This window comes from Brevibacterium sp. SMBL_HHYL_HB1, assembly GCF_018208375.1.
Taxonomy (GTDB): domain Bacteria; phylum Actinomycetota; class Actinomycetes; order Actinomycetales; family Brevibacteriaceae; genus Brevibacterium; species Brevibacterium intestinavium.
Genome location: NZ_CP062936.1, coordinates 1,168,848 through 1,189,193, shown reverse-complemented (window position 1 = coordinate 1,189,193; position 20,346 = coordinate 1,168,848). Strand labels below are relative to the sequence as shown.

At 62.8% G+C, this 20,346-nt stretch carries 18 protein-coding genes, 1 pseudogene and 1 other annotated feature; of the genes and pseudogenes, 10 read left to right on the top strand and 9 right to left on the bottom strand.

The features are described 5' to 3' along the window. Positions 1 to 109: 109 nt before the first annotated feature. The 7 genes from IG171_RS05495 (at position 110) to IG171_RS05465 (ending at position 6,537) form a co-directional block, all read left to right on the top strand. A protein-coding gene (locus IG171_RS05495; RefSeq protein ID WP_212128014.1) for an IS3 family transposase occupies positions 110 to 1,344 on the top strand; the annotation gives its coding sequence in 2 pieces (ribosomal slippage) (positions 110 to 392 and positions 392 to 1,344; 1,236 coding nt in all). A gap of 111 nt (positions 1,345 to 1,455) precedes the next feature. Further along, positions 1,456 to 1,767: a transposase gene (locus IG171_RS05490; RefSeq protein WP_212127336.1), complete on the top strand. Its 312-nt coding sequence runs from the start codon at positions 1,456 to 1,458 to the stop codon at positions 1,765 to 1,767. After that, a complete protein-coding gene (locus IG171_RS05485; protein WP_349252154.1) occupies positions 1,716 to 2,678 on the top strand; it encodes an IS3 family transposase in 963 nt (320 codons plus the stop codon). Before IG171_RS05490 ends, IG171_RS05485 begins: the two co-directional genes overlap by 52 nt. Continuing rightward, positions 1,725 to 1,857 (top strand) — a sequence feature (AL1L pseudoknot). Its footprint overlaps the gene before it by 133 nt. A 43-nt stretch (positions 2,679 to 2,721) precedes the next feature. Beyond that, positions 2,722 to 3,096 (top strand): type II 3-dehydroquinate dehydratase, encoded by a 375-nt coding sequence (locus IG171_RS05480; protein WP_212131548.1) that lies wholly within the window; start codon positions 2,722 to 2,724, stop codon positions 3,094 to 3,096. An 11-nt stretch (positions 3,097 to 3,107) separates the two neighbouring features. Then, complete coding sequence (locus IG171_RS05475) at positions 3,108 to 4,421, top strand: MFS transporter (RefSeq protein ID WP_212130452.1); 1,314 nt, start codon at positions 3,108 to 3,110, stop codon at positions 4,419 to 4,421. 46 nt (positions 4,422 to 4,467) lie between these two features. Then, entirely contained in the window at positions 4,468 to 5,019 is a 552-nt protein-coding gene (locus IG171_RS05470; RefSeq protein WP_212130450.1) for an amino acid synthesis family protein, read from the top strand. A gap of 325 nt (positions 5,020 to 5,344) precedes the next feature. After that, a protein-coding gene (locus tag IG171_RS05465; protein WP_212130448.1) for an IS3 family transposase occupies positions 5,345 to 6,537 on the top strand; the annotation gives its coding sequence in 2 pieces (ribosomal slippage) (positions 5,345 to 5,608 and positions 5,611 to 6,537; 1,191 coding nt in all). A 158-nt stretch (positions 6,538 to 6,695) separates the two neighbouring features. Here IG171_RS05465 and IG171_RS05460 read toward each other — a convergent pair. The 5 genes and pseudogenes from IG171_RS05460 to acnA all read right to left on the bottom strand — a co-directional run bounded on the left by IG171_RS05460 (position 6,696) and on the right by acnA (position 13,816). Beyond that, positions 6,696 to 7,574 carry a YaaC family protein gene (locus tag IG171_RS05460; RefSeq protein WP_283091849.1) on the bottom strand — a complete coding sequence of 293 codons (879 nt, stop codon included), beginning with the start codon at positions 7,572 to 7,574 and terminating at the stop codon, positions 6,696 to 6,698. 21 nt (positions 7,575 to 7,595) lie between these two features. Beyond that, positions 7,596 to 8,830 (bottom strand): IS3 family transposase gene (locus IG171_RS05455; RefSeq protein WP_212128014.1). Its coding sequence is split into 2 segments (ribosomal slippage): positions 7,596 to 8,548 and positions 8,548 to 8,830, totalling 1,236 coding nucleotides; the frame shifts between segments, so codons are not numbered across the junction. 467 nt (positions 8,831 to 9,297) lie between these two features. Continuing rightward, on the bottom strand, positions 9,298 to 9,438 hold the full coding sequence (locus IG171_RS05450) for a hypothetical protein (protein ID WP_212130444.1): 141 nt from the start codon (positions 9,436 to 9,438) through the stop codon (positions 9,298 to 9,300). A gap of 106 nt (positions 9,439 to 9,544) precedes the next feature. Beyond that, positions 9,545 to 10,539 (bottom strand): annotated as a pseudogene (locus IG171_RS05445) (MFS transporter). Between the two features lie 592 nt (positions 10,540 to 11,131). Beyond that, on the bottom strand, positions 11,132 to 13,816 hold the full coding sequence (acnA, locus tag IG171_RS05440; protein WP_212130442.1) for an aconitate hydratase AcnA: 2,685 nt from the start codon (positions 13,814 to 13,816) through the stop codon (positions 11,132 to 11,134). 292 nt (positions 13,817 to 14,108) lie between these two features. On the opposite strand from acnA, the gene IG171_RS05435 reads away from it, so the two are divergent. Continuing rightward, on the top strand, positions 14,109 to 14,300 hold the full coding sequence (locus tag IG171_RS05435) for a hypothetical protein (RefSeq protein ID WP_212130440.1): 192 nt from the start codon (positions 14,109 to 14,111) through the stop codon (positions 14,298 to 14,300). Between the two features lie 18 nt (positions 14,301 to 14,318). On the opposite strand, the gene IG171_RS05430 is transcribed toward IG171_RS05435, so the two are convergent. Both IG171_RS05430 and IG171_RS05425 read right to left on the bottom strand, forming a co-directional pair. After that, the gene (locus tag IG171_RS05430; RefSeq protein ID WP_212130438.1) at positions 14,319 to 15,731 is read right to left on the bottom strand and encodes a TRAM domain-containing protein; all 1,413 of its coding nucleotides are present in this window, start codon (positions 15,729 to 15,731) and stop codon (positions 14,319 to 14,321) included. Between the two features lie 6 nt (positions 15,732 to 15,737). Beyond that, on the bottom strand, positions 15,738 to 17,747 hold the full coding sequence (locus tag IG171_RS05425; protein WP_349252141.1) for an APC family permease: 2,010 nt from the start codon (positions 17,745 to 17,747) through the stop codon (positions 15,738 to 15,740). Between the two features lie 37 nt (positions 17,748 to 17,784). Between IG171_RS05425 and IG171_RS05420 the strand changes: the two genes are divergently transcribed. After that, positions 17,785 to 18,453: a TrkA family potassium uptake protein gene (locus IG171_RS05420; RefSeq protein WP_212130436.1), complete on the top strand. Its 669-nt coding sequence runs from the start codon at positions 17,785 to 17,787 to the stop codon at positions 18,451 to 18,453. Beyond that, complete coding sequence (locus IG171_RS05415; RefSeq protein ID WP_212130434.1) at positions 18,450 to 19,133, top strand: TrkA family potassium uptake protein; 684 nt, start codon at positions 18,450 to 18,452, stop codon at positions 19,131 to 19,133. The genes IG171_RS05420 and IG171_RS05415 overlap by 4 nt, the downstream gene beginning before the upstream one ends. Positions 19,134 to 19,147: 14 nt before the next feature. Here IG171_RS05415 and IG171_RS05410 read toward each other — a convergent pair whose 3' ends face one another. Beyond that, positions 19,148 to 19,525, bottom strand: a complete 378-nt coding sequence (locus tag IG171_RS05410) for an OB-fold nucleic acid binding domain-containing protein (protein ID WP_212130432.1) — start codon at positions 19,523 to 19,525, stop codon at positions 19,148 to 19,150. Between the two features lie 6 nt (positions 19,526 to 19,531). Then, positions 19,532 to 20,344, bottom strand: a complete 813-nt coding sequence (locus IG171_RS05405; protein ID WP_212130430.1) for a DUF3710 domain-containing protein — start codon at positions 20,342 to 20,344, stop codon at positions 19,532 to 19,534. Positions 20,345 to 20,346 lie beyond the last annotated feature (2 nt).

Below are 20,346 nucleotides of genomic sequence, written 5' to 3'. Positions count from 1 at the left end.
GCAGCCGGGACTCACTACAAGCTCCGGAAGGCACCAATCGTGAGGCTACCCTCGAATAGTGGACACCCAAGTTAGCGGGATTCGCAGTCCTGCTGGAAGGATGTTCAATATGTCAGATCAGAAGCGCCAGCGGCGCTCTTACACCCCGGAGTATCGGATCGAGGCGGCGAATCTCGTCATCGACACCGGCAGGTCCATCGCCGCGGTGGCCAAGGAAATCGGAGTCGGTGAACAGACCCTGGGCACCTGGGTCAAAGCCGAGAAGCACCGACGCCGCGGCGACGGTGAGCCCACGGGCCCGTTGAACGAGGGCGAACGGGCTGAACTGGCACGGTTGAGGCGGGAGAACTTCGATCTGAAACAGGACAACGAGTTTTTGGGAAAAGCAGCCGCCTTCTTCGCGTCGAAGCCTCGAAACAAGAGAAATTCGAACTGATGGATTCGGAGAAGGCTCACTACGCGATTCGCCGGATGGCCAGGCTCCTCGAGGTGACGAAATCTGGGTACTACGCATGGAAGAAGCGTCGGCAGACCGGACCATCGAAACGTGCCAGAGCGCAACGGAGCCTGGATGGGCACGTCGCAGAGATCCACGCGGACTCTGATGGCGTCTACGGGGCACCACGGGTGGCAGCGCAACTGGCTCGACAAGGCGTGAGCGTGGACGAGAAGACGGTCGCGGCCTCGTTGCGCAGGCAGGGCCTTGAAGGCATCAGCCCGCGCCGGTTCAAACCGGTGACGACTCTGCCGGGGGTGGCGACTCATCACATTCCGGACCTCGTGAAACGGGTCTGGGACCGAGGTGAGTTGGATGCTGTGTGGATCAGCGATATTACGTATCTGCGCACCTGGGAGGGGTTCGTGTACTTATGTGTGATCCGCGATGGGTGCTCACGTCGAGTGCTTGGTTGGGCGATGGATGCCAGGCAGGATTCTGACCTCGTGGAACGGGCGTTGAGGATGGCTCATACGTTGCGAGAGCTGGTTCCAGCTGACGTCATTTTTCATGCCGACAAAGGAGCGCAGTACACGTCGTCGCAGTTGCATCAGGCGTCTGTCGAGTTGGGTTTGACGCAGTCGGTGGGCCGGACTGGAGTGTGTTGGGATAACGCGATGTCGGAGTCGTTCTGGTCGTCGTTGAAAACGGAGTTCTTCGAGCGGCGAGTCTGGCAGACCCGGGCCGAGGCAATGCGGGAAGTCGCTCGTTGGATCGAGGTGGTCTATAACCGGCGGAGGTTGCATTCGGCGTTGGGGATGGTTCCGCCGGTGGAGTTCGAGGAGAAGTTCTGGGCCGAGCAGAGTGCTGGTCGGGTTCAGGAGGAAGCGTCGACGCAGGCTGCGTGACGTGGTTCACGTGTCCACGACTTGCGGGGAGCCCCAATCGTTGACTTTGATTCGTCCTTGGTTTGATGGAGGGTGTGCGGTTACCCAAGAAAGGACTACCCTCAACTCATCATGCCTACCTCGAAATATCCACCAGAAGTACGTGAGAGAGCCACTCGACTGGCTCTCGAGGCCCGCGCCGACCCAGAGACTCGAAACGGTGCCATCGCCCGCATTGCCGAGCAGACCGATGTGAACAAGGAAGCCCTGCGCAACTGGGTCAAGAAAGCCGAAGCAGCCAACCTGCCCGTCGAGACCGAGGACGTCCAGGCACGGATCCGGCGGCTGGAGAAGGAGAACCGGGAGCTGCGGAAGTCCAACGACATCCTCCGATCAGCGACCGCGTTTTTCGGCAAGGCGGAGTTCGACCGCCTACAGAAGTAATCGTCGCCTTCATCGACGAGAACAAGCACAGGTGGGGAATCGAACCGATCTGTCAGGTCCTGCGCCAGGACCTGGGCCTGAGCATCGCCCCATCAACGTACTATGCCTTCAAGACCCGTCCGGTCAGCGCTCGAGCCCAGCGAGATGCGGTGCTCAAAGAAAGGATCATGGCTATCCACACTCACCGCCGCAACAAGGTCTACGGCATCCGCAAGATCCACGCCGAACTCACAAGGACCTACGGCCCCGTGGCCCGGTGCACGGTCGAGAGATTGTGCAATGAGTTGGGCATCCGGGGTGTTGTGAGAGGGAAGTTCCCGCGGACGACGAAGCCCGGTCCCGAGACGAAACGACCGGCTGACCTCGTCAAACGTAACTTCACCGCTGCGGAGCCGAACCGTCTCTGGGTCGCGGATCTGACCTACGTTCCCACTGAGGCCGGCTTCGTTTACGTCGCGTTCGTCCTCGACGTATTCTCTCGAATGATCATCGGCTGGCAGACCTCGACGCGAATGTATACCGATCTGGCTCTCGATGCTTTGAATATGGGCATATGGGGCCGTAAACGTGCAGGTCACGACGTTGTAGGGCTGACCCACCACTCGGACAGAGGGGTGCAGTATCGGGCTCTGCGCTACACCCAGGCACTGGCTGAGGCCGAGGCAGTGGCGTCGGTGGGATCGATCGGCGATAGTTACGACAATGCCATGGCCGAAGCGCTGAACTCGTTATACAAATACGAACTCGTCTTCACCGACGGCCCCTGGTCCGGTCGCAACGATCTCGAGGCCGCGACGGCTGAGTGGGTGCATTGGTTCAACACCGAACGGTTGCATTCGATGCTTGACTATCAGACTCCCGCCGAGATCGAAGCAGCCCACTACACGAGCCTGCAGACTTCGGCGGCCTAATAACTGAACGAACGTTCAGCCTCCAGAAAACCCGGGACTTGACATTGAGATCATCTCGTTCGTCTCCAACTACGAGGGAGCAATCCTTGAATTCGTTCACGCGCACGCATCCGCAGTGGACGCCTTCATTATCAATCCTGCTGGCCTGACAGAAATTGGCATCCCCACCAAGCACGCTCTTTCGGAAACCGGCAAGCCGGTAGTGGAAGTGCACTTCGCCAACGTCGATGCACCGCCAACGACTGACCGAGGACTGCCTATCGGCCCCTGGGAATCGGTCTTTCGCTCAAGCGTGACTGGCGCAGCACTTGGACTGCGGCAATACAGCTACTCGGCAGCAATTCTTGGCCTCACCATGGCCCTCGACGATAAAACCTTCCTCGGGGCGGAACTTTCCGCCGGACGCGACGCTTCGTAACGGAGAGTGAAATGACAATGGAGTCAGCAGTCAGACCAACCGCAAAAGAAAAGAACCCTCAAATTCGGAAGGTCGTTCTTTCCAGCCTTGTCGGCACAGTCCTCGAGTACTACGAGTTCTTCGTCTATGGAACGATGGCCGCTCTAGTTCTCGGAGATCTGTTCTTCCCAAATGGCAGCGAGCTTGCCGGAACACTCGCGGCATTCGCCACCTTCGGAGTCGGATTCGTTGCTCGCCCAGTAGGAAGCATCATCCTCGGCCACTATGGTGACAAGCTCGGTCGCAAATCTACGCTCATCTTTTCTCTAACTGTGATGGGAGTCGCCACCGTAGCTATTGGCCTACTCCCTACATTTGAAGCCATCGGTCCCCTAGCACCGATACTTCTCGTCACTTTCCGGCTCGTTCAAGGACTTGCGCTCGGCGGAGAATGGGGTGGAGCAGCCTTAATGCTGGTCGAAAATGCTCGTCCTGAACGCAAGGGACTCATGGGCAGCATCGTTATGATCGGCGTACCAGGAGGACTCGTTCTTGCGTCCATTATCACCAGTCTGTCCGTGTGGATCTCTGGAGACCAATTTGCCGCATGGGGATGGCGTATCCCGTTCCTCGTCAGTGCATTACTGCTCGTAATAGCATTGTTCATTCGCCTTTCGGTATCCGAAACACCCGAGTTCAAGGCAGCCAAAGCGAAACAGGACGCGACTCCTGCCGCACCAATTGGCCTAGTATTCCGACGCCATTGGGTCGACCTGTTTCTCGCGTTCGGCGTAGCCGCTCCCGGGAACGCGATCTTCTTCATCATCGCCACGTTCACAGTCAACTACGCCACCTCTGGCCTCTCGATTGCCGAAAGCACAGTCCTAATCGCTCAGGGAGCAGCTGGCGTAATCTACTGTGGAACAATTCCACTCGTCGGCCTCCTTTCCGACAGGATAGGGGTGTGGCGCACGGCCTTGATCGGTGCCATCGTGGCAGGATTCTTCATCCCGTTCTATTTCAGCATGATTGACACTAAGAACCCGTGGATCATGTTCGTAGCAATGACAATCGGAATGGCCGGAGTTCACGCTCTGCTTCAGGCTCCCCAGGCAGCACTATTCTCAGCTCGATTCCCAGTCGCTGTCCGCTATACGGGAGTCTCACTCTCCCAAGCCATACCAACTACCCTCATCGGTGGAACTGTCTCCTTCATCGCCGCCTGGTTCATCAGTCTCACCTCAGACGTATCCCTCGTTGTCATCTATGTCCTCGGGCTCGCTGTACTGGGCGCAGCTTGTTCCATTGGCTTCCGCGTCAGAGGTCGTAATCACCCAATCAGCTAAACCGACCATTGAACAGTCCCGAATACCAATAGCACAGGAGAAACACATGAAAGTCCGCAAGATCTACACCGCCATCGATGAGACCTTGGTTGAAGGAGGACGGGATGTATTTCCCACCGCACGAGTTTGCATCGTCGCTGCAGTCATTCCTAACCCATGGGCAGGCCAAGGCTTCGTCAAAGACCTCGGTCCCGGTATCGATGCCACAGCGTCAGACCTCGGCCAACTCCTAGCACCTGAAGTCATCAAACAACTAGGGGCCCCAGCAGAAGCATACGGAAAAGCTGCGATCGTCGGGACGAACGGCGAAATCGAACATGGATCCGCATTGATCCACACACTAAAGTTCGGAAATCATTTCCGAGACGCGGCAAATGCGTCTACGCTCCTACCCGCCGTGGAACGCAGAGGCACCCCCGGAAGTCACTTCGACATCCCTCTGAAACACATCACCGACGCCACCATCAGATCACATCATCAGACCGTCGAAGTCTCCGTCCCGGACGCACCACACCCAGACGAAATTCTCGTCGCACTCGCCGCAGCATCGACCGGTCGGCCTCAACAACGGTTGGCCGATCTCTCAACTGAGCAATAAAGCGAACTAGGCAGGCGGGACCGGAAGTTCCCGGTCCCGCCTGCCATTTGTGCCTCTGCACCTCGTCGGTCTGAAGGGAGTTCTTATGAGCCTCGCCGGTGAGGCTTCACAGGACGCGACACTCCGTTGCGAGTCCTGAAATGCCCACGCACATCATGAGCACGGCGTGTAGATACACCTTTTAGCTCCAATCTGCCGCCTGCCGATTCATAACCTTCCCACCGAGGTCGATCGGACAAGCGGTAGATGGTCGAAGGGGACTGATGCAGGGTTTGGGGACATCTGATCTGGCTTGTTCTCAGGCAAGCCTGGAAGGATTGACACCATGCCACAGCCCTATCCGAAAGAATTCCGCGATGACGTCGTCCGAGTCGCCTTGAACCGCGACGAGAAGACCACGATCGCCCAGATCGCGAAGGACTTCGGCGTCCACGAAGGCACTATTGCGAAATGGTTGCGCCAAGCGGACATCGATGCCGGCAACAAGCCCGGCAAGTCCACTGACGAGTCCGCCGAGCTGCGCGAGCTGCGACGTCGAACCCGTCTGCTGGAACAGGAGAACGAGGTCCTTCGCAGGGCTGCCGCCTACCTCTCGCAGGCGAATCTGTCGTCAAAAGGCTCTACCCGCTCGTGAGAGAGCTCGCCGCCGACGGGATCCCCGTGGCGGTGTCGTGCCGGGTTCTCAAACTCTCCCGCCAGCCCTACTACCGATGGCTGGCGGCCCCTGTCCCCGAAGCCGAGGTGAATGAGGCGTATCGGGCCAACGCCCTCTTCGACGCCCACCGAGACGATCCCGAGTTCGGGTACCGGTATCTTGCCGACGAAGCTGAGATCGCCGGCGAGCCCATGGCGGTACGCACCGCATGGCGGCTGTGCTCGGATAACGCCTGGTTCTCGGTCTTCGGCAAGGCCCGGGCCAATAATGGGAAGAAGCCCGGCCCACCTGTTCACGACGACTTGTGTGTCGTTACCGACGCCGATGGGCGGGTTCGGCACGAGTTCCGAGCCACAGCCGTCAACGAGCTGTGGCTAACCGATATCACTGAGCATCGCACCGATGAGGGCAAGCTGTACATGTGCGCGATCAAGGATGTCTACTCCTCGCGGATCGTCGGCTACTCCATCGGGGTCCGAATGAAGGCGCGCTTGGCCGTAGACGCTCTTGAGATGGCTGTGGCCCGTCGCGGTGGTGACGTGGCCGGGTGCGTGGTCCATAGCGATCGCGGCAGCCAATTCCGGTCGAAGAAGTTCACCCGCGCATTGGCCCGCCGAGGCATCGTCGGATCAATGGGCCGCGTCGGCGCGGCTGGCGATAACGCGGCTATGGAGAGCTTCTTCGCTCTGTTGCAGAGGAATGTCCTCGACCGTCGCCGGTGGGCGAGCCGAGAGCAGTTGAGGCTCGCGATCGTGACGTGGATTGAGCGGAGGTATCACCGACGTCGGCGGCAAGCCCGGTTGGGTCGTTTGACACCGGTGGAGTACGAAACAATTATTGAATCACCTGCAGTCGCAGCGTGACACCCCGATTGTCACCTCTCTCTGCACCAGTCCCGATGTACTTCTCACCACGAAAGTGGTGACGTGTGCTTAGGAATAACTGAATGCGCCTGTGCGAATGTAGACAGTGTCAGACGCGAACTACAATAGTCCGACCCCGCTACCTTGTGACTGTCCGACTAGATGATTGCGGCCCTTGTCACGTCCTGTTGCTTGGCGTCCGAGGCGAGCATGTAGAGCAGTTGCTTCGGCTGCGACTCGAGGAACTCCCGGAAGAAGGGCCCGAGCTTTCCATCCAGTGCCTCGAAGAGCTCGACGGGCTGATACCGCGTCAGGCTGCCCAACCAGAAGAACGTAGAATACACGCTCAGCCACTGGGGCATACGCCGCTCCGTCGGAGGAGACAGATAGAGGTAATAGCGCCTGTAGGGCGGCGAGGCAGTGATCGTTTGCCACAAGAACGGTCTCACTTCGTTAACGGCGTCGACCACGACGTCGGCCGCTCGCCCTGTGTAGGAAATGGGATCTATCTGTTCCAGAACATGGAAATCGGCCGCGATGGCGGGGTCGGCGTGGTTCACCGCACGGAAGGTCGTTTCCAGTCCGGATTGGCGGAGCGTCTCAGCAACTCCCCGACCGCGCGCACGCAAGGTTGCTCTGCTGATTTGGAGGGTCAGCCAGATCTTGTCCCCGCCATCCATGAATCGGACGCCGTCGACTGGGATAAACCTCTCCTGGCGCGGCTTCGAAAACGCCTCACGCCACATACGGTGCGCCACGACCGACTGGGCGATGATCTCACTCACCGAATATTCTCCGGCCACAACTGGCCCGCCTGCGAGAGCTCTGTGGAGCTCGTCAACAGCGTGCTTCACGGCTGGGCTAGATTGCCCAACCTGGAGCTTCGCCGTAGATGCCGTGTGCCCAGTGCCCCCGACGTGAGAAATACCGTGGGAGACTTTGCCGACGAGACCCGTGCGACCGCGACTCATGGTGATCGCTTTCGCCAGATTCATGAACGAATAGTAGTACAGAAGCGGACGTGGGGCTCCCCGCAAGTCGTGGACACGTGAACCACGTCACGCAGCCTGCGTCGACGCTTCCTCCTGAACCCGACCAGCACTCTGCTCGGCCCAGAACTTCTCCTCGAACTCCACCGGCGGAACCATCCCCAACGCCGAATGCAACCTCCGCCGGTTATAGACCACCTCGATCCAACGAGCGACTTCCCGCATTGCCTCGGCCCGGGTCTGCCAGACTCGCCGCTCGAAGAACTCCGTTTTCAACGACGACCAGAACGACTCCGACATCGCGTTATCCCAACACACTCCAGTCCGGCCCACCGACTGCGTCAAACCCAACTCGACAGACGCCTGATGCAACTGCGACGACGTGTACTGCGCTCCTTTGTCGGCATGAAAAATGACGTCAGCTGGAACCAGCTCTCGCAACGTATGAGCCATCCTCAACGCCCGTTCCACGAGGTCAGAATCCTGCCTGGCATCCATCGCCCAACCAAGCACTCGACGTGAGCACCCATCGCGGATCACACATAAGTACACGAACCCCTCCCAGGTGCGCAGATACGTAATATCGCTGATCCACACAGCATCCAACTCACCTCGGTCCCAGACCCGTTTCACGAGGTCCGGAATGTGATGAGTCGCCACCCCCGGCAGAGTCGTCACCGGTTTGAACCGGCGCGGGCTGATGCCTTCAAGGCCCTGCCTGCGCAACGAGGCCGCGACCGTCTTCTCGTCCACGCTCACGCCTTGTCGAGCCAGTTGCGCTGCCACCCGTGGTGCCCCGTAGACGCCATCAGAGTCCGCGTGGATCTCTGCGACGTGCCCATCCAGGCTCCGTTGCGCTCTGGCACGTTTCGATGGTCCGGTCTGCCGACGCTTCTTCCATGCGTAGTACCCAGATTTCGTCACCTCGAGGAGCCTGGCCATCCGGCGAATCGCGTAGTGAGCCTTCTCCGAATCCATCAGTTCGAATTTCTCTTGTTTCGAGGCTTCGACGCGAAGAAGGCGGCTGCTTTTCCCAAAAACTCGTTGTCCTGTTTCAGATCGAAGTTCTCCCGCCTCAACCGTGCCAGTTCAGCCCGTTCGCCCTCGTTCAACGGGCCCGTGGGCTCACCGTCGCCGCGGCGTCGGTGCTTCTCGGCTTTGACCCAGGTGCCCAGGGTCTGTTCACCGACTCCGATTTCCTTGGCCACCGCGGCGATGGACCTGCCGGTGTCGATGACGAGATTCGCCGCCTCGATCCGATACTCCGGGGTGTAAGAGCGCCGCTGGCGCTTCTGATCTGACATATTGAACATCCTTCCAGCAGGACTGCGAATCCCGCTAACTTGGGTGTCCACTATTCGAGGGTAGCCTCAGACGTGTCTCAATACTAGCCGCTCTCTCGGCAGCGGTGAAGTACTCGCGCGCCTGGCGAACAAAGGAAACCGCGGCGTCACGCTCACTTTGCAGCTTCACCGACTCAACCACGCTACCGGTCACAATAGCCCATGGATCCGCAGCGTAGAGCACCGAATGAATGCCCCAGCGTCTGTTCGTCCTGGTCATCGGATAAAACGAGAAGTCGAGTTCCCGAGCCTTGATCTTAAGGGCCGTCCCCGGCCGCGCAGCCGCCAGCTTCATGATGCAAGTATGCCAGTGATCCCCTCGAAATACAGCGTCTCTAGGCTCGACAGGTCGTCGGCGCAGCTAGTGCCGTCCGCGATATCACTCCACTTGAACCCACTGAAGTCGCTAAGCCCTGCGCCCTCTCGCCTTACAAGGGCATGGCGATGAAGTCCGCGATCAGCTCGGGGCCCGTGTATGGCATGTCGTCCCAGTGCAGATATTCGACGGCGTCGCTCAACCAGACATCAGAGGCATACTGATGGCGGATGTGATCCTCGATCAGGTGCATCTATAGCACCTTCGCAGTGCGTTTAATGGCATTCGCGATGTCGTCGGTGATGATCGCGGGAGGCCAGTCCGAAAATGCTCGACGAGCCTTCGCCTGACTTCGATAGTCATGGGCAAGTTTGTGTGTGCCGCCTGAGCACCTCGGTATTCGCGAGGGAGATTAGCCGAAGAAGGGTCAGAACGAGCAGCACTGCCGCTGCGGTGACGATTACGGCCACCCATACGGGCCCAAGCGCGCCGGGCATCACACGGAGCGCGGCAGCGGCGAGGACGGGACCGGCCGCTGCGCCGACATTGAGTGCCGCGGTCGCGTACGACCCCGCCATTATAGGTGCACCTGTTGCGATGACGGCTCTCGGTCGGGCGTCCGAAAGCCGACCAGCGATAGTGACCACATCGAAGGAACCGACGCCGAAAAGCACAAGCGCCGCCGATACCCACCACTGGCTCGAGGCGGCGGTTTCCGTAACGATCGGCGCAATGAAAGTCAGGATCGCGAATGTACCCGCATTCACTAGCGCAGGCAGCAGCATAGTCACAACGAGGCGCATGGAAGCAAGTTGGGCCAGTTCCATACGCAACGAGGTCGAGGGCGGCTCCTCCCTTGACGATTCGACAGTCTGATCGGTGCAGCCCGTTGCAATGCCGACCGCGGCGGGGACACAGACTAGAGCGATCGCCCAGAACGTCGATTGCCAACCGAACGCTGCGCCAAGCAGGGCACCCGCGGGACCGCCTGTGACGGTGGCAACGTGGAACCGGCCAGGAGATATGCCATTGCCCGACCTTTGGCGTCGGGTGCCACGAGTTTCGTTGCCGCACTCAGCACAACCGCTAAAAGTCCTGCATTGACGATCGCCGCGACCACGCGAGTGATGAACAGGACAGAGAAGTCAGGCGTGAGTACCCCGACGACATGGGACAGCGCGAATAGTATGGCGCAACCCAAGAGTGTCACTTTTACAGGGAAGCGCCCAGTAAGCACGGCCATCGCAGGTGCGCCGATCACCATCCCTACGACGAACGCCGATGGCAGGAGACCAGCAGTGCCAAAAGAAAAGCCGAAGTAGATGGAGATGTCGGACACGAGGCCCGCGAGCATGATCTCGGAAGTACCCATGGCAAAGACCACCAGGGCGAGAAGATAGTGAGCGAAAGGCATAGAGATAGCTCCGAAGCGAGAGTACGGACAAGAGAACGTCTCGTCACCACGGTTAGCGCCCGAAGGCCACCCGAATGTCGTGCTGCGCGCAATGCAGGTAACGAAAGGACTCGGGACTTAGCGGAGGTAAGGGGCTGACGGAGTGACCGAAAGCCCCTGAGTGAACGATTCAGGGCTCGACATATTGCTCATCGTGCCCGTGTCTGAGCGCCCACCCCTAAAACAGCGCCAACGACCACATAGCCAGCAAGAACCAGCTGATTGCTCGCCTGGTGTTAGTGTTGCCCATCGGCTCGACAACCATTCTGCGTCGGATATGAAGAATGGCAGAGATGGTCTCTTCTCCTCGGAGCAGCAAACTACACGCCAACCACATCGCAAACGAACGTGCCCCGCCAAACCGAGGCTTGGCGGGGCACGGACTTAATGAGAATCTCTAACAGCTACCGCAGCGTGTCACCCAAACAGCTTTAGAATCGCTATCGAAGCATGTAGTCTGCACAACTTAAGATGCTCGTTTTCCAGCAATTTATCAACTACCGCTAAGTTGGCGAAGCACGTACTGCAGGATGCCGCCGTTGCGGTAGTAGTCGGCCTCACCGGGTGTGTCGATGCGGACCACACCGTCGAAGTCGACGCTGGTGCCATCGTCCTTCGTCGCCGTGACCTTGACAGTGGCCGGGGTCGTGCCCTCGTTGAGCTCCGTGACGCCTTCGATGGAGAAGGTCTCGGTGCCGTCGAGCCCGAGCGACTCAGCCGACTCGCCGGCGGGGAACTGCAGCGGCAGGACGCCCATGCCGATGAGGTTCGAGCGGTGGATGCGCTCGAAGCTCTCAGCGATGACGGCCTCGACGCCGAGCAGCTTCGTGCCCTTGGCGGCCCAGTCACGCGAGGATCCCGAGCCGTACTCCTTGCCACCGAGGACGACCAGCGGGATGCCGGCGGCCTGGTAGTTCACAGAGGCGTCGTAGATCGTCGTCTGCGGACCGTTCTCCTGCGTGAAGTCGCGGGTGAAGCCACCCTGGACTCCGTCGAGGAGCTGGTTCTGCAGGCGGATGTTCGCGAACGTTCCGCGGATCATGACTTCGTGGTTGCCGCGGCGCGAGCCGTAGGAGTTGAAGTCCTTGCGCTGCACACCGTGCTCGACGAGGTACTTGCCGGCCGGGGTGTCGGCCTTGAAGGAACCTGCCGGCGAGATGTGGTCAGTGGTCACCGAGTCGCCGAGCTTCGCGAGCACGCGGGCGCCCTTGATGTCCTCGACGGGCTCGGGCTCGAGCCCCATGCCGTCGAAGAAGGTGGGCTTGCGCACGTAGGTCGAGTCCTCGTCCCACTCGAAGATCTTGCCTTCGGGGGTGTCGAGCTGCTGCCAGCGCTCGTCACCGTCGAAGATCCGACCGTACTCGTTGTCGAACATATCGGTCGAGATCGACTCCGCGATGACGGACTCGACTTCCTCCGGCGAGGGCCACAGGTCGGCCAGGTAGACGTCGACGCCGTCCGAATCCTTGCCCAGCGGCTGGTTGGCGAAGTCGAAGTCCATGGTTCCGGCCAGCGCGTAGGCGATGACCAGCGGAGGCGAAGCCAGGTAGTTCATCTTCACATCGGGGCTGATGCGGCCCTCGAAGTTGCGGTTGCCCGACAGCACTGCGGTGACCGAGAGGTCGTTGTCCTGGATGCTGTTCGAGATCTCCGAATCCAGCGGGCCCGAGTTGCCGATGCAGGTCGTGCAGCCGTAGCCGACGATGTAGAAGTTCAGCGCTTCGAGATCGTCGATCAGGCCGGCCTTGTTGTAGTACTCGGTGACGACCTTCGAACCCGGTGCGATCGAGGTCTTCACCCACGGCTTCGAGTTGAGTCCGCGCTTGCGGGCGTTGCGGGCCAGCAGGCCTGCGGCCATCATCACCGAGGGGTTCGAGGTGTTGGTGCACGAGGTGATCGATGCGATCGCCACGGCACCGTTGGCCAGCTCGAAGTTGCGTCCGTCGGCAGTGGTGACGTCCACGGACTTGTTCTCCTCGCCGGGTGCGGCGTAGTTGTGGATGTCCTTGGCGAACTGGTTCTTCGCATCGGAGAGTTCGATGCGGTCCTGCGGGCGCTTCGGGCCGGAGATCGAGGGCACCACGGTCGAGAGGTCGAGTTCGAGGTACTCGGAGTACTCGACTTCCCGGCTCGGATCGTGCCACAGTCCCTGGGCCTTCGCGTACTCCTCGACGAGCTGGATCTGCTCGTCCGAGCGGCCGGTGAGCTTGAGGTAGTCGATGGTGACCTCGTCGATCGGGAAGATCGCGGCCGTCGATCCGAACTCGGGGCTCATATTGCCGATCGTGGCGCGGTTGGCCAGCGGCACCTCGGCCACACCGTTGCCGTAGAACTCGACGAACTTGCCGACGGCACCGTGCTGGCGGAGCATATCGGTGATCGTGAGCACGACGTCGGTCGCGGTCACGCCGGAGGGGATCTCGCCGGTGAGCTTGAAGCCGACGACGCGCGGGATGAGCATCGACACGGGCTGGCCGAGCATGGCGGCCTCTGCCTCGATGCCGCCGACGCCCCAGCCGAGCACACCGAGGCCGTTGACCATGGTGGTGTGCGAGTCGGTGCCGACCAGGGTGTCCGGGTAGGCGCGCAGGACTCCGTCGACCTCGCGCGGCATGACCACGCGAGCCAGGTGCTCGATGTTGACCTGGTGGACGATGCCCATGCCCGGGGGCACGACCTTGAAGTCCTCGAAGGCGGTCTGGCCCCAGCGCAGGAATTGGTAGCGCTCACCGTTGCGCTGGTATTCGATGTCCATGTTCAGTTCGACGGCGTCGGCGGTGCCGAAGCGGTCGATCTGCACCGAGTGGTCGATGACCAGCTCGGCCGGAGCCAGCGGGTTGACCTGGTCCGGGCTGCCACCGAGTTCGACGACCTTCTCACGCATCGTGGCGAGGTCGACGATGCAGGGCACACCGGTGAAGTCCTGCATCACCACGCGGGCCGGGGTGAACTGGATCTCGGTGTCCGGTTCGGCGCTGGGATCCCAGCTGCCGAGGGCCTCGATATGCTCCGAAGTGATGTTCGCGCCGTCTTCCGTGCGCAGCAGGTTCTCCAACAGCACCTTGAGGCTGAAGGGAAGCTTCTCGGACCCTGGGACCTTGTCGAGGCGATAGATCTCATAATCCTTATCGCCCACGGTCAGGGTGCTCTTCGATTTGAACGTATCGACGTTGCTCATCGTGATTCTCCTGTTTCATCTGACACTCATCCAAGAAACCGGGCAAGCCCTTGCGCCGCGCACCGATTTACGCGACACATATGTTTCCAAAAGTATCTTGACGTCAAGATAAATTCTATCGCATCCGAGTGCCTTTGACCACCGAGGCACACGGCCGGTCGAAACTCGCCGCTGAGGTTTTCCCCCGCCCGGCCTCCGGTCATCACCAGGGACGCGAGAGTCCGTCGCCGCCTACTGTGAAGACTGCAGCGACGTCATCATCGGACCAGGCCAACGCCTTCGAGGAGATCACATGGACCCGTTCACACTCGGCGCCGGGTTCGGCTTCGGCGCCCTGCTCGTCGGCATCATCTTCGCCGTCATCTGCAACTCGATCGCCAAGGAGAAGGGCCGATCGTCGGGCTGGTGGGGGCTGTGGGGATTCCTCACGACGTTCATCGCCCTCATCGTCCTCGTCCTCCTCCCCCGCCGAACCGCCGCCTGACCTTCCCTCGCCCCGCCGTCACCGTCGCAGGACGGTGACGGTCTCCAGATGCGCGGTCAGTGGGAACAGGTCGAAGCCGGTCAGACTCTCGATCGCGAATCCCCCGTCCGTCAGCCGGGCCAGGTCCCTCGCCAGGGTCGCGGAGTCGCAGGAGACGTAGACGATCGTGCGGGCCGCGGATCCGATCAGCGCCGAGGTGACCGCCTTTCCCGCCCCCGCACGCGGCGGGTCGAGGATGATGACATCGGAGTCGGGCAGACGGGCCCGATCGACTCGGCGGACGAGGAACTCGGCTTCGAGATCGACCGCATTGTCTCGAGCATGCGCGATCGCCGTCCCGACCCCTTCGACCCCGAACAGCGGTGCCCCTTCGGCCCGGGCCGCCGTGATGCCGAGCAGCCCGACCCCGCAGTAGAGGTCGGTGATCGAGTCGACGGTATCGGGAAGTGCCCGAACGACTTCGCCGCTGAGCAGGGACGGTGCCTGCCGGTGGACCTGCCAGAATCCGTCGGCAGCGACGGCGAAGTCCCGGCCGTCGACGGTCTCGGTCAGGGTGGGCCCGCCTCGGACGGCACGCAGCCTCGCACCGCCTGATCGCCGAGGCCCGCGCCGGCTGCCACGTGCCTGGCGGCCGCGATCGCCACCACCGGCCCCGCTGTCTTCGGCCTCGGTCAGCAGTGAGAAGGACCTCGGCAGCCAGGCCTCGAGTTCGTCGAGCACCTGCGGGGAGGGGCTGCCGCGGGCGATGAGGGCCCCGTGGTCGCCGGCCCAGGCGAATTCGAGTCGGCGCAGACCGGGCAGACGCAGCCCGCCGAGTTCGAGATCGTGAAGGGCACCGACGGCCAATGGCGGTCTCGTCAGGGGGACCACGTCGTGCGAGCGCGGGGCGAGCATGCCGGCCCGCCCTTCGGCATCGACCGCCAGCTGCACCCGAGTGCGCCAATCGGTGCCGTCGGTCTCCCCCGGCGCGGGCCGGACCTCGACGTCGCGGTCGATGTGGCCGATGCGGGCCAGCTGGTCGGAGAGCACTTCGGCCTTGAGGTCTCGGGACCCGGCCAGATCGACATGGGCGTACTCCATCCCGCCGAATCCGGCTCCCAAGGCGTCGGCCCCCGTGGCATCAGCTCCGGAGACCTCGGCCCGAGGCGCCCCGGCGGCCAGGACATCGGTCTGCGCCGACTCTCCCGGCGCGGCGAAGGCGAGGCGCCGGTCGGGGACGCGAAGTGCCGAGGCCTCGAGCACCTCGGTGACCCGGGCGCGGAGGAATTTCGCTGGCGGACCCGCCTCGGTGACCGCTCGCACTCGCTCGCCGGGCAGCCCCCCGGAGACGAAGACGACCTGACCGTCGTGGCGGGCGATGCTCGTGCCGCCTGCGGCCGGGGACTCGATGTCGAGGGTCAGCTCCCGGGCGGGGACCGTGGTGTCGCTCATGGGTGTCTAGGCCTGTCTGTAGAGCATGGTGTCGGAATCGGGCCCATCTCCTCCGTACTGGCGGGAGAAGGACTTCAGCCGCCAGGGTACGGAGACCACGACGACGTTGGGCACGAGCAGCAGTCGGGTGCGGAGTTTGAGTGCCACCTGGTTGTGCAGGATGTGCTCCCACCAGCGTCCCACGACGAACTGCGGGATGTAGACGATGACGAGATCGCGCGGCGAGCGTCGGCGGATGGCGAGGATGTGGGCCAGGAGCGGGCGGACGAGCTCCCGATAGGGAGAGCCGAGGACCGTCAGCGGCACCGGCAGCTCCATGTCGTTCCACTTCTTCTGCAGGGTCGAGGCGGCGTCCTCGTCGACGGCCACGGTGACCGCTTCGAGCTGGCTCGACCGGGTCACCCGGGCATAGGACAGGGCCCGCATCGTGGGTTTGTCGATCTCGGCGACGACGACGATGGCGTGCGTGTTCGACGGAATGGTCCGGGTGGTCGCATCCGCGTCCGGTGCCAGTTCCCGGGCCACTCGAGCGTAATGGCGGTGGATGGCGCCCATGACGAGGTAGAGACCGGCCATCGCGACCACGGCCAGCCAGGCCCCGGCGACGAACTTCGAGACGATGACGACGATGAGCACTCCGGCTGCGAGCACGCAGCCGACGGCGTTGATGATGCGGTTGAGGTGCATCCGCAGTCTGGTCTTGGAGTCGATGACCAGACGCAGCCGTTTCCGCCAGTGCACGACCATTCCCGCCTGGCCGAGGACGAAGCTTGCGAAGACGCCGACGAGGTAGAGCTGGATCAGGGTGGTCGCCGAGGCGTTCGTGGCCACCACCAGCACGATGGCCGCGGCGGCCAGCAGCAGGATGCCGTTGGAGAAGGTCAGCCGGTCGCCCTTCGTCGCCAGCTGCTTGGGCAGGAACTCGTCCCTGGCCAGCCGGGAGGCCAGTCCGGGGAAGCCCTCGACGGCGGTGTTGGCGGCGACGATGAGCACGAGCGCGGTGATGAGGACGACGATGTAGAACATCACCGGAGCATCGTCGAAGACGGCGTGCGCCAGCTGTGCCAGCACCGGCTCCTGTTCGTATTCGGCGCTGATGGGGCTGCCGTCGCCGCGCACCAGGTAGAGGTGCGGATCGTCGACGTACTTGATGCCGGTGACCGAGGCGAGGTAGGTCAGTCCCGTGAGCATCAGGGCGGCGAGCAGACCGGACAGCAGCAGGGTGTTGCCGGCGTTCTTCCCGCGCGGCTTCTTGAATGCCGGCACCGCCGTGGCCACGGTCTGCACACCGGCCAGCGCCACGGACCCGGAGGAGAAGGCGCGCAGGACGATGAGCACCGTGGCCAGCCCCAGCGTCGCCTCATCGCCGATTCCGCTGTGGACGACCGTGTAGTCGGCCGTGCGCGCATGCGGCGTGTCGCCGGTGCCGACCCGGACGAGGCCGACGCACATGGTCAGGAACACGGCACCGAGGAAGAGGTAGGTCGGCACGGCCAGCAGCATCGGCGTCGCCCGCGATCCGCGCAGACCGGCGAGGGTGATGAGCAGGATGCCGACGATGGCCACCGGCACCCGATAGGGCGCCAGCAGCGGGAAGGCCGTGGTGATGTAGGCGGCGAAGACGGTCATCGACACGGCCAGGGTGAGCACATAGTCGACCAGCAGGGCCGCGGCGACGACGAGGCCGGCACCGGAGCCGAGGTTCTTCGAGGCCACCTCGTAGTCACCGCCCCCGGACGGGTAGGCCCGGACGTTGATGCGGTAGCAGGCGACGATGACGAGGATGACCAGGCCAACGGCCACGCCGATCCAGGGGGCGACGGTCAGGGCCACGAGCGAGGTCAGGGACAGGGCCAGGAGGATCTCGTCGGGAGCATAGGCCACCGATGAGAGCATGTCGGAGGCGAAGACGGGCATCGCGATGCGCTTCTTCAGCGCCGGCGCGCGCCTGTCCTCACTGCGGAAGGGCCGTCCAACGAGTAGTCTTTTGACGGCATCGGAAAAACTGCTGGCCACGGCAACCAATGGTAGATCACTGCGGAGAGGAAGACCCATGCACTTCGTGATTATGGGCTGCGGCCGAGTCGGGACGTCCCTGGCCAAGGCCCTCGACGCGAATGGGCATTCCATCGCCGTCGTCGACCGGGACCCGGACGCGTTCCTCAAGCTCGGTCGTGATTTCAGCGGCTCGACGATCACCGGGGTCGGCTTCGACCGGGAGACCCTGTCCCAGGCCAGGACCGCCGAGGCCTTCGCCTTCGCCGCGGTCTCGAGCGGGGACAATTCGAATATCCTCGCCGCGCGTGTTGCCCGGGAGACCTTCGGGGTGAAGAATGTCGCCGCCCGCATCTACGACCCCGATCGGGCGCAGGTGTTCGAACGCCTCGGCATTCCCACGGTGCCCACCGTGCGGTGGACGGCCGAGCAGGTGATGCGCAAACTCGTCCCGCAGGGGTCGATCACCGAGTACCGTGAGCCCTCGGGCAATCTCGTCCTCGCCGAGGTGCATCTCGATCCCAGCTGGGTGGCCCGCCCGATCCGCGACATCGAATCCCGGACCAGAGCACGCGTGGCCTATGTCACCCGCTTGTCCGAAGGCATCGTCGCCCATGAGGATCTCCTCGTCCAGGACGGCGACCTCGTCCATCTCATGTGTCCGGTCGACCGCCTCGGCGAGATCGAGCGGATCCTCGATCAGCCCGTGCGAGAGGAAGAAGAATGAGGGTCGTCATCGCCGGAGCCGGCTCCGTCGGCCGCTCGGTGGCCAGGGAGCTCATCGACAAAGACCATTCGGTCCTCCTCATCGACCAGAGCAAGGAGGCGCTGGGCCACGAGCGCGTCCCCGGCGCCGAATGGCTGCTCTCCGACGCCTGCGAGCTGGCCGGACTCGCCGAGGCGGGTCTCGAGGAGGCCGATGTCGTCGTGGCCGCGACCGGTGATGACAAGACCAACCTCGTGCTCTCGCTGCTGGCCAAGACCGAGTTCGGGGTTCCGCGGACGGTCTCGCGGGTGAACAACCCGAAGAACGAATGGCTCTTCGACGACAACTGGGGCGTCGATGTCGCGGTGTCGACTCCGCGCCTGATGACCTCCCTGGTCGAGGAGGCCGTCGAGGTCGGCGGTCTCGTGCATCTGATGAGCTTCGAACGCGGACAGGCAGGCCTGCTCGAGTTCACCGTGCATGAGACAGCCGCGCTCGTGGCCCAGCGCATCGGCACCATCACCTTCCCGCTGGACACGGTGCTGGTGGCCGTCATCCGCAATTCGCGGGCGTTCGCCCCCAGCGCCGATGATGTCATCGAGGCCGGCGACGAGCTGTTCTTCCTCTCCTCCCCCGATCAGGAGGCCGCCCTGCTGGCGCTGCTCCAGGAGACTGCGGCGCCGGGCGAGGAGACGGGCTGAAGCGCAGGGACCGCTCAGTCCTCGGTGTCCTCCCGCGTCTGCACCAGCTCGTAGACGGGATTGCGGGCGAGCAGCTCTCCGTCGCTGCCGCAGAACCGGCCCTCGAGGACGATCAGGGCGCCGGGACGGATGCCGCTGATCTCACGTCGGCCGAGGAATTGGGCACGAGCTTGGCCGGTGCCGTCGGAGACGGTGATGTCGAGTCGAGGACTGTCGGCGCTGCACGACTGGGTCAGGGCGGAGACGACTCCGGCGATGCGGGCGGTCTTGCGAGCTTCGAGCGCCTCGACCGGGATGACCCCCGGGATCTGGCTGACCAGACGCAGATCGGCTCGGGCTTCCGCATCGCGGGAACCGAAGTCGCGCACGAGGCGGGTGATGAGCTCGAGCATCCCCGGTCAGCGGACCTCTGTGATCTCGGGGCCGCGCTCGAAGGGATTGAGTTCGTCCTCGTCCTTCTTCTCCTCTTCCTCATCGCCGCCGACCTGCGGGGCGGTCAGGGCGATGAGCTCCCTGGGCGCCATGGCCTCCTCGCCGCGGTCGACGACGACCCCGCGGAAGAGGGCCGACAGTTCGGCTCGGATCTCGTCGTCCGTCACGGCCTTGCCGGAGAACACGGCGCGGACGAACCAGCGCGGTCCGTCGATGCCGGCGAAGCGCATGACCCTCTTGCCCGGTTTGCCGGATTCGGTCTTCGCCGGGACCTCGATGGCCAGTTCCTTGCCGAGAGAGGTGTGCAGCTCGTCCGATTCGCCGCCCTGGGCGGAGACTGATTCGCGCAGCTGCTGGCGCACGGTGTTCCACAGTCCCTCGGAGCGCGGAGTCGCGAAGGCCTGGAGCTGGATGCCTCCGCCTTCGTGGATGAGGGTCACGGCCAGCACGCGCTGGGAATCGTCATCGGTGTCCAGGCGCACCTGCATTCCGTCGACGACAGGCACCTTGAGGGCCCCGAGGTCGAGCCGATCGTGCTCCGGGTAGTCCTCGGAGATGTCGAACGGACCCTTCTCCGAGCGATCGAAGGGGGCGGACTTCTCCAAGAGCGCCTCGTCCTCGTCCGTCTCCGCCTCCTCGTCGGCGGCGTCGACAGCCTCGGCGGCGTCCGATTCGGCCGTGCCGGCCCCGCGCTCGTCGTCCTCGTTCAGCTCGTCGTCGAGGACGCCGTCATCATCGGTCTGCGGCGTGGTCTTCTTGAATCTGGAGAACAGTCCCATGA

Excerpts from the sequence above, each read along its gene's own strand:
- IG171_RS05415 (WP_212130434.1), top strand. The coding sequence starts at position 18,450 with ATGAGGGTCGTCATCGCCGGAGCCGGCTCCGTCGGCCGCTCGGTGGCC.
- IG171_RS05490 (WP_212127336.1), top strand. The coding sequence starts at position 1,456 with ATGCCTACCTCGAAATATCCACCAGAAGTACGTGAGAGAGCCACTCGA.
- IG171_RS05475 (WP_212130452.1), top strand. The coding sequence starts at position 3,108 with ATGACAATGGAGTCAGCAGTCAGACCAACCGCAAAAGAAAAGAACCCT.
- IG171_RS05420 (WP_212130436.1), top strand. The coding sequence starts at position 17,785 with ATGCACTTCGTGATTATGGGCTGCGGCCGAGTCGGGACGTCCCTGGCC.
- IG171_RS05470 (WP_212130450.1), top strand. The coding sequence starts at position 4,468 with ATGAAAGTCCGCAAGATCTACACCGCCATCGATGAGACCTTGGTTGAA.
- IG171_RS05405 (WP_212130430.1), bottom strand. The coding sequence starts at position 20,344 with ATGGGACTGTTCTCCAGATTCAAGAAGACCACGCCGCAGACCGATGAT.
- IG171_RS05430 (WP_212130438.1), bottom strand. The coding sequence starts at position 15,731 with ATGAGCGACACCACGGTCCCCGCCCGGGAGCTGACCCTCGACATCGAG.
- acnA (WP_212130442.1), bottom strand. The coding sequence starts at position 13,816 with ATGAGCAACGTCGATACGTTCAAATCGAAGAGCACCCTGACCGTGGGC.
- IG171_RS05410 (WP_212130432.1), bottom strand. The coding sequence starts at position 19,525 with ATGCTCGAGCTCATCACCCGCCTCGTGCGCGACTTCGGTTCCCGCGAT.
- IG171_RS05435 (WP_212130440.1), top strand. The coding sequence starts at position 14,109 with ATGGACCCGTTCACACTCGGCGCCGGGTTCGGCTTCGGCGCCCTGCTC.
- IG171_RS05450 (WP_212130444.1), bottom strand. The coding sequence starts at position 9,438 with ATGCACCTGATCGAGGATCACATCCGCCATCAGTATGCCTCTGATGTC.